Origin of the sequence: Paenibacillus lautus NBRC 15380, from assembly GCF_004000945.1 — a bacterium.
GTDB classification, from domain to species: Bacteria; Bacillota; Bacilli; order Paenibacillales; family Paenibacillaceae; genus Paenibacillus_AQ; species Paenibacillus_AQ lautus.
The window spans coordinates 1-14,214 of record NZ_BIMF01000029.1; the positions used below are offsets into that span (position 1 = coordinate 1).

The 14,214-nt window shown below is 52.7% G+C and carries 13 protein-coding genes and 1 pseudogene; 10 read left to right on the plus strand and 4 right to left on the minus strand.

The features are described from left to right. Positions 1–45 precede the first annotated feature (45 nt). On the minus strand, positions 46–957 hold the full coding sequence (locus PLA01S_RS28975; protein ID WP_127595536.1) for a hypothetical protein: 912 nt from the start codon (positions 955–957) through the stop codon (positions 46–48). Between the two features lie 523 nt (positions 958–1,480). Continuing rightward, positions 1,481–2,374, minus strand: a complete 894-nt coding sequence (locus PLA01S_RS28980) for a hypothetical protein (RefSeq protein ID WP_127595539.1) — start codon at positions 2,372–2,374, stop codon at positions 1,481–1,483. A gap of 363 nt (positions 2,375–2,737) precedes the next feature. Here PLA01S_RS28980 and PLA01S_RS28985 point away from each other — a divergent pair, with 363 nt between their 5' ends. Then, a complete protein-coding gene (locus PLA01S_RS28985; RefSeq protein ID WP_127595542.1) occupies positions 2,738–3,370 on the plus strand; it encodes an NAD(P)-dependent oxidoreductase in 633 nt (210 codons plus the stop codon). Positions 3,371–3,436: 66 nt separating this feature from the next. Continuing rightward, complete coding sequence (locus PLA01S_RS28990; protein ID WP_127595545.1) at positions 3,437–5,185, plus strand: NAD(P)H-hydrate dehydratase; 1,749 nt, start codon at positions 3,437–3,439, stop codon at positions 5,183–5,185. 65 nt (positions 5,186–5,250) lie between these two features. Here PLA01S_RS28990 and PLA01S_RS28995 read toward each other — a convergent pair whose 3' ends face one another. Next, positions 5,251–5,706, minus strand: a complete 456-nt coding sequence (locus PLA01S_RS28995; protein WP_127595548.1) for a hypothetical protein — start codon at positions 5,704–5,706, stop codon at positions 5,251–5,253. A gap of 56 nt (positions 5,707–5,762) precedes the next feature. Continuing rightward, positions 5,763–6,671 (minus strand): SDR family oxidoreductase, encoded by a 909-nt coding sequence (locus PLA01S_RS29000; protein ID WP_127595551.1) that lies wholly within the window; start codon positions 6,669–6,671, stop codon positions 5,763–5,765. 667 nt (positions 6,672–7,338) lie between these two features. Here PLA01S_RS29000 and ssuE point away from each other — a divergent pair. The 8 genes and pseudogenes from ssuE (at position 7,339) to PLA01S_RS29035 (ending at position 14,171) form a co-directional block, all read left to right on the plus strand. Continuing rightward, a complete protein-coding gene (gene ssuE, locus PLA01S_RS29005) occupies positions 7,339–7,884 on the plus strand; it encodes an NADPH-dependent FMN reductase (RefSeq protein ID WP_100540023.1) in 546 nt (181 codons plus the stop codon). A 72-nt stretch (positions 7,885–7,956) separates the two neighbouring features. After that, positions 7,957–8,547 (plus strand): P-loop nucleotide/nucleoside kinase family protein, encoded by a 591-nt coding sequence (locus PLA01S_RS29010; protein WP_127595553.1) that lies wholly within the window; start codon positions 7,957–7,959, stop codon positions 8,545–8,547. A 136-nt stretch (positions 8,548–8,683) separates the two neighbouring features. Further along, positions 8,684–9,451: an AAA family ATPase gene (locus PLA01S_RS29015; protein ID WP_246059919.1), complete on the plus strand. Its 768-nt coding sequence runs from the start codon at positions 8,684–8,686 to the stop codon at positions 9,449–9,451. A gap of 324 nt (positions 9,452–9,775) precedes the next feature. Continuing rightward, the gene (locus PLA01S_RS29020) at positions 9,776–10,189 is read left to right on the plus strand and encodes a MarR family winged helix-turn-helix transcriptional regulator (RefSeq protein WP_127595556.1); all 414 of its coding nucleotides are present in this window, start codon (positions 9,776–9,778) and stop codon (positions 10,187–10,189) included. 82 nt (positions 10,190–10,271) lie between these two features. Continuing rightward, positions 10,272–11,690: an MDR family MFS transporter gene (locus PLA01S_RS29025; RefSeq protein WP_127595559.1), complete on the plus strand. Its 1,419-nt coding sequence runs from the start codon at positions 10,272–10,274 to the stop codon at positions 11,688–11,690. Positions 11,691–11,997: 307 nt separating this feature from the next. After that, complete coding sequence (locus PLA01S_RS29030; RefSeq protein ID WP_127595562.1) at positions 11,998–12,795, plus strand: DUF817 domain-containing protein; 798 nt, start codon at positions 11,998–12,000, stop codon at positions 12,793–12,795. A 167-nt stretch (positions 12,796–12,962) separates the two neighbouring features. Further along, the gene (locus tag PLA01S_RS32925; RefSeq protein WP_256720505.1) at positions 12,963–13,097 is read left to right on the plus strand and encodes a hypothetical protein; all 135 of its coding nucleotides are present in this window, start codon (positions 12,963–12,965) and stop codon (positions 13,095–13,097) included. Between the two features lie 133 nt (positions 13,098–13,230). Next, positions 13,231–14,171, plus strand: a pseudogene (locus PLA01S_RS29035) (GNAT family N-acetyltransferase). The last annotated feature ends 43 nt before the right edge of the window (positions 14,172–14,214 follow it).

Sequence of the window (14,214 nt, forward strand, 5' to 3'; positions counted from 1 at the left end):
AAGTCGGCACGGGCTGTATCTCGTAATATTCATATCGCTGCTATCTTATCTGGACCGCAGAGGGCTGTTGCCGATCTCCGGCTCGCCTGCGCCTGTTGTTTCGCTTAGAGGATCGTGGTCTCCCGTAGGATGAAGGAATTGTTCCATTAGCTCCGGGTGACCGGCATAGGGCCGCTCACGCCGCTGGCGGGTGGCCGTCACCCGGAAACCCGCTAGATACAACAAGCATTGGGTAGCCAAAACGTAAGGCGAGGCTTCGTTCCAGATCAGATTAAACAGGGCTGAGGCCACAATCAGCAGATGCAGCACGGTATAGATAGCGCCATGCGTTCTTCTTCTGGAATCCATCAACAGTCGGTAGAAAGAAATCGTGGCAATCATGTTGGAGAGCCATAGACACCATACTTCAGGGCTTGTCCAGGTAGAGGATTGCCTTAGTTCTTGGACGAGAAGCGTCGTCCACAGGATCGCGGCACCCAGTGAAAGGGCAGGTACGGCAGGTTTCAAGAGCAGCCACAATCCCATACCCCAACCGGGTTTCTCGAGCCGCCCAACCAGCTCGTCGCGCTCCTTCATAAGTCTGTTGATCTCGCGGTCCACCAGCTTGTGAAGCGTTGTTAGTCTGGATTCATCGCGATCACTTAGAAAGGTATCAATCTGTTCGTGGAGCTCCCGAGTCAACAGGTCAGCGGATTTGCATTCCTGCAGAAGCCGGATCAGCAGATCTTCGGGGACAGCCGTTCGGGTCGGTCGATTGATAAGGGTTCCCAGAGGCCCAGCCAGTCTGGTGTAAATCGTCAAGGACTGACGAATGCGAGCAAGCGAATCCTTGCGTGCACCCAATAGCCGGGATGCACTGTATATGTACAGGCCCGAAAATACCGCAGTGGCAAGAAGCACGGCCACGAGCGTGTCCGGTGAGCCAAAGATATCAACCATCCATTCCGTAAGGGACAAGCGGATCCCTCCTTCAATATTCTACCTTTCACTATTGCACAACAAGGGAGGGATTTCAAGGGAATGAATGACAAGGGAGAGAGAATTGATCAAGTTTCAATCTCTCATTTGCATAACGGAAACATTTTTGTGTTTGGATAACATTTTGAAGGGAAGTACATATCATATACAAACAAGATCATGCATTCCAGATGAAAGGGGAGAAGCCGCATGACGGAAGTACAGATAAGCAAGGCGCCATTCCGGCGGGTAAAAATCACGCTTGGATATGTACTGCTCCTCGTCTTAACGGCTTGATCATATACAAATGATGGACGACGGACAACCAAGGTGCTTTTAGTCGTGAATGTACCGAGTATACAGGAAACATGAGCGTAAAAGAAACTATTCCCCCGGTAAACATAAAATTGTGAAGGGCGGCAGGGATTAAGGTTGGCACCTTTCTATAGGAAAGCAGATACAAAAAAAACAAGGCTGCTCCAGGCAGCCTTAGTTGGTAAGGAAACGAAGTTCAAAAGTTGAATCAACGCTTAGAGTCATATAATGCCTTCCAGTACCTGTAGTCGTGAATGGCGAACCCGGAGAAGGAAGGGTGCTTTTCGGCTTTGGTGCATACCTTGCTCAGCTGTTCCTCCATATAGGACGTGCCTTCCTCAAAAAAGGTAATGTAAGCTCCCTCATTGCTCGATTTGGTCTCTACGGCAATCAGAGCTTCCTTGCCAAGTTCATCGGCTTCCTTAAGCTCGGCAGCAGCAACGTTATAAATGTTATCTGCTTGATCACGATAGGCCATAATGACGACCTGGTCGAACTGCTGGATCATCCACCGGCTGATTGACATCGACTGGTCCGGCAGCTGGTAGCCGTGCAGCCAGAATGTCATGTCGGAACCGATGGGCAGATTCAGTGTGTGCGCTTCATGGACCAGATAGCGGACGCTCGCTTGCCATTGCTTGACCAAGGAGGCCTGGTTTGTTTTCCACTCGCTCAGCACATGCGGCTCGATATCGACATGAATGCCGGTGAAGCGCTCATTCGGTGCAGCGGAAGCCTGATATTCAGCGGTCCACTGAATGAAAGTCTCCAATCGGTGACGCTCCGTTTTCAGTGCCCAGTTAGGCGCGCCGCCAAGGACATGAACCGCGATCCCCTGTTTACCTGCTTGGCGGATAAAGCTGCGGTAATATTCGGGCCGAACATCGCGGTTCATCTGCAGATAGAGCACATTGACTCCTTGATTGGCGGCAAAATCAAGAATGTCGTCAGCCGAATCTTGAATCTGCGGCGTATCCCAGAACCAGGTTGCCTTCTGGCGGGGTTCGGCCGAAGCGGCATCAGGCTGAAGGGACAAGCTGCTTAGCAGCAGCAGACTGCCTGCGAGACAGAGGGCCAGCCAGCGGACGTATTTTTTTTTCATAATAGGGATATTCTCCTTTACATTACGATTCCAGCATAGCTACATGACAAGTTTCGTCAAGAATATAAGAAGGGTATAAGGATTAAAGTTGTTATTCCAGATGTATACTTTCGTAAATATGCAGTTATGTATTCTATCGGTGAAAATAATATGGTGATACATAGGTCTAAAGGTCTATTATTTTGAGGAAAAATGAACGAATGGAGTTTGAAGAGGTCTGCATGGGGATAAGTAAATAGGAGGTGCGACAGCCCGAACGGCTATAGACGGCACCAGGTGTTTATAATACTACTTAAGATTCAAGAAGAGCCATTCATCACCAGGGGTGATGTAGTATAATTTTTAAGCGAAGGAGCGATGAACATGAAGGTAGCATTAATTGGAGCAAGCGGAACGATCGGGAGACGAATTACGGAGGAAGCGCTGCGCCGGGGGCACGAAGTCACGGCGGTATTGCGAAATCCGGATCGATTGGATTCAGAGCATGAGCGTTTAAACAAAGTCAAAGCGGATGTCATGGATCCTTCATCATTAGAAGAGGCGATTCAAGGGCATGATGCTGTCATAAGCGCTTTCGGTCCAAAGTTCGGCCGGGAAGAGGAACTCGTGGCAGCCGCACGGACGATTGTGGAGGGAACGAGACGCGGCGGCGTAACCCGTCTGTTGATCGTTGGCGGCGCTGGCAGCTTGATCGCCGACAGCGGCGTACCGCTTATGGATACCCCGGAATTTCCGGAGGAGATCAGGCCGCTTGCCCGTGCGCATGCGGATGCTTACGATCTGTACAAGGAAAGCGATCTGGATTGGACGTATGTCAGTCCGGCGGCCATCATCGAGCCAGGGAAACGTACCGGACAGTTCCGGATCGGCATGGATCGTCTGGTGACCGACGAGAGCGGAAGCAGCCGAATTTCGGTTGAGGATTTCGCGGTAGCCGTGATTGATGAGCTGGATGATCCGCAGTTTATTCAGTCCCGTTTTACCGTTGCTTATTAATCGACAGGCATCCTGAGTCGCCAGAGTGTTTGTGTGGGATATATCGAAGCAAAGGGGAGAGCTTGGATGTATGTTGTGACGTCTGAACAGATGAGGGCACTCGACAACCATACCATTCATCAAATCGGCATTCCAGCGATTGCGCTGATGGAAAATGCGGGTAAAGCGATTGCTGAGGAAGTCCTGAAGTTATGCCTGGAGCGTGATAGAGCGAGCCGTTCCCTTTGCGCAGCAGCTGCTGTAACAGCAGGAAAGGCTCCGTCCTTCATGCCGGAGGACGGGCGGGGGGAACAGCGGCTATCCTTACCGGAGGATTCGGCAGCGGCGGAGGCTCCTACCTCCGGGAATGACCGTGCTCTGGAGATGAGCCGCCCGTCGCCTGTCATCGACGGAGAGGCTCGGCTGCCCACAGCGCTGGCGGCGCGTGAGCACTGGCTCGCTCTGGTGGGCAAGGGTAATAACGGCGGCGACGGGGTGGTCGCCGCCCGGCATTTGCGTGACGCCGGTATACGCGTCACGCTGCTCTATGCCGCTGAGCCGTCGGCGTTAGCCGGCGAGGCGGCGGTGCAGCGGGATGCCGGGGCAGCGCTCGGCATACCGGCTCTGGTTCACGGCCGTGATGCCGTGGACTACGGCGCGTACACCGGCATCGTGGACGCGCTGCTCGGCACGGGCGCGACGGGCGCGCCCCGCGGTGCTTACGCCGCACTGATCCAGGCCGCCAATGACAGCGGCCTGCCGATTGTGTCCGCGGATATTCCGAGCGGACTGGACGCTGATACCGGCGCGCGGCACGAGCCGTGCATCTTGGCCGCGGTGACGGTATGCCTCGCCTTCCTGAAGCGAGGCCTTGTGCAGTACCCCGGCGCCGGGGCGGCGGGCCGGGTGGTGGTCCGCTCCATCGGCATCCCAGCCTCGCTGTGCCGGGAGCAGGGCGTCCGCACGCATCTGCTCACCCCGCATGTCCTTCGGACCGAGCTGGGTGCGGACGTATCGCGCCACCGCTCGCCGGACGGACATAAGGGCACCTACGGTCACGTGCTGACCGTAGGGGGCAGCCGCACGATGAGCGGCGCAGGCCTGCTCGCTTCCCGGGCAGCGCTCCGCGCCGGCTGCGGCTTGGTGACCTGGGCGCTCCCTGCAAGCTTGGTGCTGCCGCTGAGCGGAGCCGCACCCGAGGTGATGCTCGCCCCCGCCACAGGCGAAGAGAGCGGCGGCTACTGGGATGAGGCCTCTGCGGAGCAGGTGCTGGAACTCGCCAAAACCCGCGATGTGCTGGCCGTAGGTCCGGGATTAGGCCGTTTTGAAGGAGATGCCAGATGGCTTCGCCGGTTGTGGGAAGAATGGGAAGGGCCGCTGGTAGTGGATGCCGATGCACTGAATATGCTGTCCGCCGCCGGTGATTTCGGCACCTGGAAGCCGCGCGGTGCGGCAACGGTCCTGACCCCGCATCCGGGGGAGATGTCCCGGCTGCTGGGTATCCCCACCGCTGAGCTGCAGCGGGACCGGATCGGTGCCGCCGCAGGATTCGCGACCGAGCACGGAGTTACCCTCGTGCTCAAGGGGGCGCATACCGTCATGGCTTCGCCGGACGGACAAGCCTACATCAACACCACCGGAACCTCCGGCATGGCGACCGGAGGCACCGGGGACGTGCTGACCGGCATCATTGCCAGCCTGCTGGCGCAAGGATATGCTGGTCCGTCTGCTGCCGCGCTTGGCGTGTGGCTGCACGGCCGTGCCGGCGAGCAGGCCGCGCGGCACCGGGGACATCCCGCCTCGGTCATCGCCGGGGATGTCATCGAAGCACTTTAAAGCAAAGAGCAAGGGCCCTCATCGGAGGGCCCTTTTTTCATGGAAGGAAGCTGCAGGCTCTTGAATCAGATCACCCAGCACAACAGGGGAACGGCCAAGGCAAAGAACGGGGTGGCCAGAGAATTGCTGGAGAACGTATGCTTCCCCCACAAGAAGATCAGCAGGGTTAAGGCTCCCGCTGCTGCGCGAAGCCAGAGCTGCTCCGGATTCCCGCCTGTAAATAAGGCAAAGAACAGAAAACCGACCGCCCCGTACACGGCGGCTTGTTTACCCTTATGCAGGGAAGGCAAAAACGAGAGAATGGCATCTGCCGCAAGAGACGCGGTCAGCGCGTAACCGTATACCCAGTGCTCTTGCGGCAGATAGAGGCCTAACCATTCCGAAGCTCGATCAGCGCCGGATGGCCACACCCAATCGAGCAGGCTCAGCAGCAGCACAACGATGCCGGCGCTGGCCAGCTTGTTTAATGCATAAAACCCCATGTCCATCCGGCCGGACCGTTTGGGAATTCCCGTGTTCATGGTACACATCCTCTGCTTGTTATTCATAGCTCCTTAGAACGCTTATGGCACCGCTGTTAACTGGTTACCATCTGTCCCCCATTGACGTGAATAGCCTGACCCGTAACAAAAGAGGAACAGATGGACGACGCCAGGTATACATAGGCGGGTGCCAGCTCATAGGGCTGGGCGGCCCGCTTCATCGGTGAATTCGTTCCGAATACGGCCACCTCTTCGGCTGAGAAGCTGGATGGGATGAGCGGCGTCCAGACCGAGCCGGGAGCGACGGAGTTGACGCGGATGCCTTGATCGACGAGCGAAAGGGCCAGGGATCGGGTAAGGGAAACGATGGCGCCTTTGGTTGATGCATAGTCGATGAGCTCCTTAAATCCCTCATAGGCGGTAATGGAGGCCGTGTTGATGATCGACGCCCCGGATTTCATGTAGGGCAGCGCAGCCTGGATCATGAAGAAGAAGGGAAAGATATTCGTTTGATAGGTATGGTGCAGCTGTTCCTCCGTGATGTCCAAGATGCTGCGCTGTACATACTGGACAGCATGGTTGTTCACGAGAACATCGAGCTTGCCGAAGCGGGCTATCGTCTCGTTTACCACGGCTTCGCAGTTCCTTTTGTATCGCAGGTCGATCTTCATTAAGAGGCAGCGTCTGCCGAGCGACTCAATCCGTTGCTTCGTCACTTCCGCATCCGAAGTCTCATATAAGTATGGGATGACCAGATCGGCACCTTCCTTGGCAAAAGCAATGGCGGCCGCTTTGCCGATGCCGCTGTCCCCTCCGGTGACAATGGCGATTTTGCCATCCAGTTTACCGCTGCCCCGGTAGGCGGGATCCTCGCTGATCGGACGCGGCGACATCAGGCTTTCAAGGCCCGGCTGGCAGTTTTGATGCTGGGGAGGGAAAGCGATGGGCTGTTCCTTGCATTCGGTTTTGGAGCCTACGTATGGAATGGGCTGCTGGGGATTCATTTCATTCCTCCTTTGGTGTACAGGGTGTTTTCGTTAAACGCCGATGCTTTATCTCTATGCATTCGCCCAGTCGGGGGTGCCGTTTATGATCAGAATAGGAGAAAGGTCGTGCGTAAACGCGCGGGTTACAGATTTTCCACGCTCTTTTTCGAGTGAATGTGGTAAAATACTTCCAATTGCAGCGAATGACCAAGGGAGGACGGTCACCTGACAAAACCCGTCGAACGTTCGAATTCCGCCTGTGGGCAGGCCGCATTTTTACATACGGGTGTTATTGGGAATGGATGAGGAAGAGTGGCGGTAATATCGCCAGTACGCGAAGCCCTGAGCCGCTGCGAAATCCAGTATTCGGACACTCAACCCGGTTGAGGCGCTAAGTGTAATGGTTCACGAAAGGCTAAGGTTCAATTGCGGTGTGGCTGCATTGACAAAAGCGCGAACACATTGATACGATGATACTAATTCTGACAAGTTTGCTCTGATTTATATTGGTTAACATCGGATTTAAGAGCGACTGTTTACGGAAGACTTTGCCATACCTTGTAAGTCTTTTTTATCTAAAGATGCAGGCTATGGCCGTCTGACTCTAAGCCGAGAGGACCTTACATAGCGATCTTATGGAATGGATGAGATGGCGACACTATAAGATAAGCCGAGGTGAATGATTATGGCGAAAGCTGTTATTATTAACGGGAGTCCCACAGCCGGATCCCGATTGAATGCGGTTATGGATTTTGCGGAGCAGGCATTAACTGCTGCGAATTTCGAGGTTAGCCGGATCGATGTGGCCGGACTTCCGCCTGAGGATTTGATTCATACCAAGTTTGAGAGTGAGCATATTGTCAAAGCGAACGGGCTTGTGGCCGAGGCCGATGCCGTGATTGTGGCAAGTCCGGTTTATAAAGCTTCGTTTACCGGTGTTCTGAAGACATTTTTAGACCTGATTCCGCAAAAAGGATTGGCAGGCAAAATCGTGCTTCCCATGTTCATTGGCGGCAGTCTCGCGCATTTGCTGGCGATTGATTATTCGCTCAAGCCCGTGCTCTCCTCGATCGGAGCCCGTCATATTCTGGGCGGCGTGTACGCCGTGGATGCCCAGGTGGCACGTACCGAGGATGGCGGATTTGATGTAGCGGAAGTGCTTCAGGAACGCTTGACCTCCGCGATGGAGGAATTAATTGAAGAAACCCGTTACCGGACAGAACGTGTTTAAGGATGGCATGAGTGAACGGAAGGGATATGGAAGCGATATGGAAGCGATAGAGATCATATGGAGGGATACCATTTGCAAAAGCTAGTGTTTTTTGTCGGCGTGGCCGGTACAGGCAAGACAACCGTAGCCAAGAAGCTTGCAGTCCGCATACCGGCTGCATTTCTCGACCGTGATACGGTAGGGGGACGCTTTGTTGAGAAGTTCCTGGAAAGTAACGGACTGGATCCGAACGATCGCGACTCTTCCTTCTATAAAGAGAATCTGCGCGATCTGGAATATGATACGACCAAGGATATTTGCATCGAGAACCTGGGTGCCGGACAAAATGTCTTTATGATTTCTCCGTTTACCGCGGAGCTCAAGAACCGCGAATGGATTGAAGAGGTCATCGCATCCGCGGGATTAACGAAGAACGACGTTGACGTGAAGGTTATCGTGGTTGCGCTCAAGGACATGGATTTGCAGAAGGAACGGATCATTGACAGACAGACCGAGCGGGATCAGTGGAAGCTGGATCATTGGGACGACTTCAAGAAGCGCGTTGATTTCGTTCCGGAAGTGAACTGGGACATTCCGCAGACGTCCATTAAGGTTTTTGATAACAGCGGCGATCTGACGGAAGAGAAGGTTGAGGAGCTCTATCAATTTATCGTAAGCGAATAGTTTGTCGGAACAACAGCATTCGATATAGTTAAAAAAGTGCGTCATTCCAGGTGCCGGTGAGCCCTGTGATGGCGCATTTTTTATGTTATATAGTAGACTAGTAATTATAGGCTTCAAAATCAAGGAGGGAAAGCGCTTGGATAACGCTGCAATGCTTGCCTATCTACGAAGCGTTGTGTTAATGAGGGATCGTGTCCCGTCATTTCATGAATATCCTTTTAATTTGCCGGCTGTTGCGGCTTTGGACGGGCTCCATTTTCATCCCAAGGTCACTTATATCGTAGGCGAGAATGGTATGGGCAAATCCACGCTGCTGGAGGCGATCGCCACGGCCCTTGGGTTTAATCCGGAAGGAGGAACGATGAACTTCTCGTTCTCAACCGAGGAGACGCATTCCAAGCTTCATGAGTATATACGAACCGTTCGAGGCGTACGCAAACCGCGTGACGGGTTTTTCTTTCGTGCGGAGAGCTATTATAACGTCGCGACGAATATTGACCGGTTGGATGCCGAATGGAGCTTCGGCCCGCCCATCAAAGATTCCTACGGCGGCAAATCGCTTCACCAGCAATCGCATGGAGAATCGTTTTTTGCCACTTTTTTGAACCGGTTTTGGGGGAATGGCCTGTATATTATGGACGAGCCGGAAGCGGCGTTGTCCCCATTTCGCCAAATGGCGCTGCTCAGACGCATCCATGACCTGGTCCAGGAAGATTCGCAGTTTATTATTTCCACGCATTCGCCGATTGTTATGGCCTATCCCGATTCCGTCATCTATAAGCTGACTTCCGAAGGGGTGGAAGAGTCGAGCTTGGAGGAAACGGATCATTATATGATTACGAAGGAATTTGTGAATCGCCGGGAAGCGATGCTTCATGAATTGTTTGCAGACGATGAGGATTAGCCATAATATAAGGGTTCCGAAGGCATAAGCTGCTTACCGGGACCCTTTTTTGTATAACGGAGGATTAGAGTAGGTGAATCGTTTTGAAGGACATACCTTGAGGGGACGTTCCTGAAAGGTGTTTTCTTTATGGATTAAAGCAGCTGAATTCCCACTAATAAACTTTGAAATATCTAACTAATTTAGCGAAAAACCATGAATTAAGTAGGGAATTCAGAAATGAAAACATGAAAATGGTGTTTACAAGTTAGAATCATTGAACTAAAATAAGGTTCGAGGTGAAATGCCCTGGAGAACGGAAGAGAAGCAAGCGTAGAGAGACTCATGGACATGTATCGTGAGTTATCGGATAAAATGACGAGGCATCGGGTCGTATCTTTTTTGAGTCACTTGAGAAAGAACGATTTAACGATGAATCAGTATAAAATCTTAAGTTTGATCGAGCAGCAGGGTCCGCTGCTTCCCAACCGATTGGCTGAGCTTATGGAGCTTAAGGCTGCAACGATCACGTATTTGGTGGACGCTCTGGGACAGCGGGGATTGGTGGTTCGAACGCCAAATCCCAGTGATGGACGCAGCCACTATGTCAATCTTACGGCAGGAGGCCGGCAGCTTGTGCTCGATGCGCGCAGCGAGGGGGATTATGCCGTCATGGAATCCTTCAAGCAGCTGGATGAGGACGAGGCGGATAACCTATATATTTTGCTTCGATTGCTTGGCAAAAAATTATTTCCATAACCTAAGACCATGCTCTTTCGAATCCCGCCTCCAGCTCTGTTAACCAGATCCGGGCGGGGTTACTTTGTTTAGGAGGCTTCATGTGAATACACAAGATAAATCTTCATTTTGGCTTATTATGAGCGCTATCTTTTTCGGTAATTTTCTGGCGGTGCTCAGCATCACCACCATTAACGTGGCCTTTCCGGTGGTAATGGAGCAGTTCGATGCCACGCTGAGCACCACCCAATGGCTGATGGCCGGGTACCTGCTGGCAACGGGAATTGTGGCTCCTATCGTAGGTTACATGGGGGACCAGCTCAGTTATAAGAGGCTGTTTGTCCTCGCATTGATGGGTTTTACGCTCTCGTCACTGTTATGCGTCGTTGCTTGGAATATAGAGACCTTGATTGCGTTCCGGATTACGCAAGGCGTGTTCGGCGGGATGATTATCCCGATTACGATGACCATCATCTACCAGGTATTCCCCCGGGAGCGGCAAGCCTATGCCATGGGTCTATGGAGCCTGGCCTCCATGCTGGCACCGGTGATTGGACCGACACTTGGCGGATGGCTGGTACAATATTTTGGGTGGAAATCGATTTTCATTCTAAATATTCCGATTGGCCTGATCTCGATGGTCATCGTTAGCAAGTTCATTCCATTTTACCGACTGACCGGGAAGAAGACATTCGATTTCCTCGGATTCTTGACGGTGGTGGCCGGCAGTACTCTTTTACTGCTCTCCTTCAGCCATGGTAACGACTGGGGCTGGGGATCCTGGAAGACGCTGTCCCTGCTCCTCTCCGGGATCTTACTGCTGCTGTTCTTCATCAAGTGGGAACTGCGGATTTCATCCCCGTTATTGCAGCTTAAAGTATTCAAATTCCCCCGATTTCGGTACAGCTTAATCCTGAACTGCATCGTGACGATATCCCTGTATACGGGAACCTTGCTGGTGCCGCTCTATTTACAGACTGTGCTGAAGCTGTCTCCGATGGATACGGGACTGATCATGCTGCCGGGCGCGATTGTCATGGCAGCTGCGTCGCCGATTATCGGTAAATTTTATGATCGGATCGGTCCGTTCCGGCTGGTGATCACGGGAGTTCTCATCATTGTGGCAGCCACGCTCGCTTTCAGCGGAATCGGCACCAACACCTCGGTTATGTACATTGCCTTGCTGCAGTTGGTTCGCTGCCTTGGCATTGCTTTATGCAATATGCCGTTAACGAACGCAGCGATGAGCGCGGTGTCCAGCGAATATTCAGGTCACGCATCGTCCATCACGAACTGGGCCCGCCAAGGGCTCGCTTCGTTATCCATCGGCATATTCAGCGCGCTGGTGGTATCCAGAACGTCCTATTACATGGGCGTGGGGGCTTCGACCCAGCGTGCCGCGACAACGATGGGCATTGATGACGTGTTTATGATCGGAACGATGGTGGCGGTTATTGCCATACCTCTTACATTTTTGTTACGGGTCAAAAAGAAAAAATCGGCTCACCCTGTCGCGCTCTGACCCGGCGTTCGTCGGCCATGTGGAGAAGAGGATCCTTCGAGCTGTTGAAGCTTAGCGCAAGACAGGGTAACCCGAAAGGGATCAAGCGATTGAACGGGGTTGGTTGAACTCATCATTGGCGTTATGCGCAACCCCAAGCATGGTCAAAAAGGACGTAAACCGATGAGAGAGCGGCTGAATGGCCGCTCTCTTTTTTTCACCTTACGCCCGTCAATGGCTTGGACTAATTATGACAACGCTGTTCTTTTATTCCATTCGCGGTCTGTGGTAGGGTGAAGTATACGAATGCAGGTGGTAGGAGGAACTTATGGAATTTATACGGAAGCTGTGGATTTTCGGTTATCATCAGGCCTTGTCCTGCATATTTCCGGTTATAATCTTCGGCGCGCTGGGACTGACCAAGGTGGTTGAGATTCCCGGTTTGGCGCGGTATGACCTCATCCTTCTCATATGCGTCTTGGCCCAAATCGGGATGCTGGTGAGCAAGCTGGAGACATGGGATGAGCTGAAAGTCATCTGCGTATTTCACGTCATCGGTTTGATGCTGGAGCTGTATAAAGTGCATATGGGCTCGTGGTCTTACCCGGAGGAGGGCTGGAGCAAAATTGGCGGGGTCCCGCTGTACAGCGGCTTCATGTACGCCAGTGTAGCCAGTTATATATGCCAGGCTTGGCGTCGAATGAATTTGCGCATTACCGGCTGGCCGCTGCCTGTGCTGACCGTGCTGATCAGCGCAGCGATCTATGCCAATTTCTTTACCCATCACTACGTGTGGGATGCACGCTGGCTGCTCACGGCATTATTATTCGTGGTTTTTGGCAGAACCATGGTGTATTTTGACGTGGACGGAAAAACCCTGCGGATGCCGCTGGTGCTGTCGTTTCTGCTGATTGGCTTTTTCATCTGGATTGCTGAGAATATTTCCACATTTCTCGGAGCCTGGACTTATCCGGGTCAGGAGCGGACATGGAATCTGGTGCATATCGGCAAAATCAGCTCGTGGTTTCTGCTGGTCGTGATCAGTGTCATCATTGTCGCCCAGCTGAAGCATCTGAAGCAGGGCAGAGGACCGGCCAAAAACAATCCGAAGGGAACGGTCATGTGAATCCAGTTGAATTTGATCATTCATGCCAAATCATGTATCCTATGGTTAATTAGATGATGTAAAGCTTAAAGCTAACGTTGCGACTCGAGCTGTAAGGCGAGAGATTTTTGCATGAACATAGATGTTTAGCATAGATGAACCGCGCAAAGCAGAAGGGGGGTATTCACATGAAAAAAAGATCATTGGCGTCTTTGGCAAAAGGCATGGGATACTCCACCGCTGTTTTCTTTGATCCGTCCGATTATGGGAGAAGTGTGTCCAAAATCGGATATTCAGCGATCAAGGATCCTTCCATTCGGTGACCGGATGAGGATGCAGTGGAATTGAACACCACAGGTCGCTTGCTTGTGGTTGCATAGATCGGCATGTACACCACAGGTGCGCTGTGGTGTTTTTTTGCGTTTCTAAATGATTCGAACAAAGGAGAGGTATACCATGTTCATGCAAGGGAAACAGATTTATGTCAGGTCGGTAGAGGAATCGGATGTAGAGGCACTGCTGAAGCTTGAGGTAGATAACCGGGATTTTTTCCAACGGTTCACGGGCTTAAGAGGAGACGAATTCTACACCAGTGAAGGACAACTCGAACGGATTCGAAAGGCCCGGGAATCCAGCAAGGCGGATCAGGGGTATCTCTATGTGATTGGACTGCGGGACACCGGAGTGTTGATCGGCGAGATTATGCTGACCGAAGTGGTGCGGGGGAATCTGCAGAGCTGCTGGATCGGTTATTTTCTGGACCAAGACCATAACGGAAAGGGCTATATGACCGAGGCGGTTCAATTGGTAGTGAAGGTTGCCTTTCAGGAATTGAAGTTTCACCGGATTGAGGCTGGCGTGATGCCGCACAACCTGGGCTCGATCCAAGTGCTTTTGAAAGCCGGATTCCATAAGGAGGGCATTGCCAGGAAAAACGTAAAGATTAACGGAAAGTGGGAGGACCATCAGACGCTGGCTATTTTGAATGAAGCCGATGAGGAGCAGCCGTCTCCAATTCAGCGGTATAATCCGCCTGTTATCGCCCCGCCGATCGGGCCTTATACCCATGTAACCCAGGTTCCGAGAGGGGCCGGGCTGGTGGTCTTCTCCGGTCAGGTTGGAACCGATAGGGAGGGGAACTTGCCGGAAGATATGAAGCAGCAGGTGGAGAATACCTGGCGAACATTGAGCGGTTATTGGCTACGGAAGCGATGTCGGCGGATCATATCGTCAAAATCAACATTTGGGCGGCTCAGGAGGTCGACTGGGATCACTTCCACCAGGTATGGGAGAAATTCCACGGGGGGAAAGCGCCGGCCATGACGATGGCCTACGTGCCGGCACTGGCGATGCCGTCCATTCAGGTAGAGATCGAGGTATGGGCAGCGAAGGGATAGCACTTATAAACCGTAAGTAAGAGAAGTGGACTGTGGCCGATCA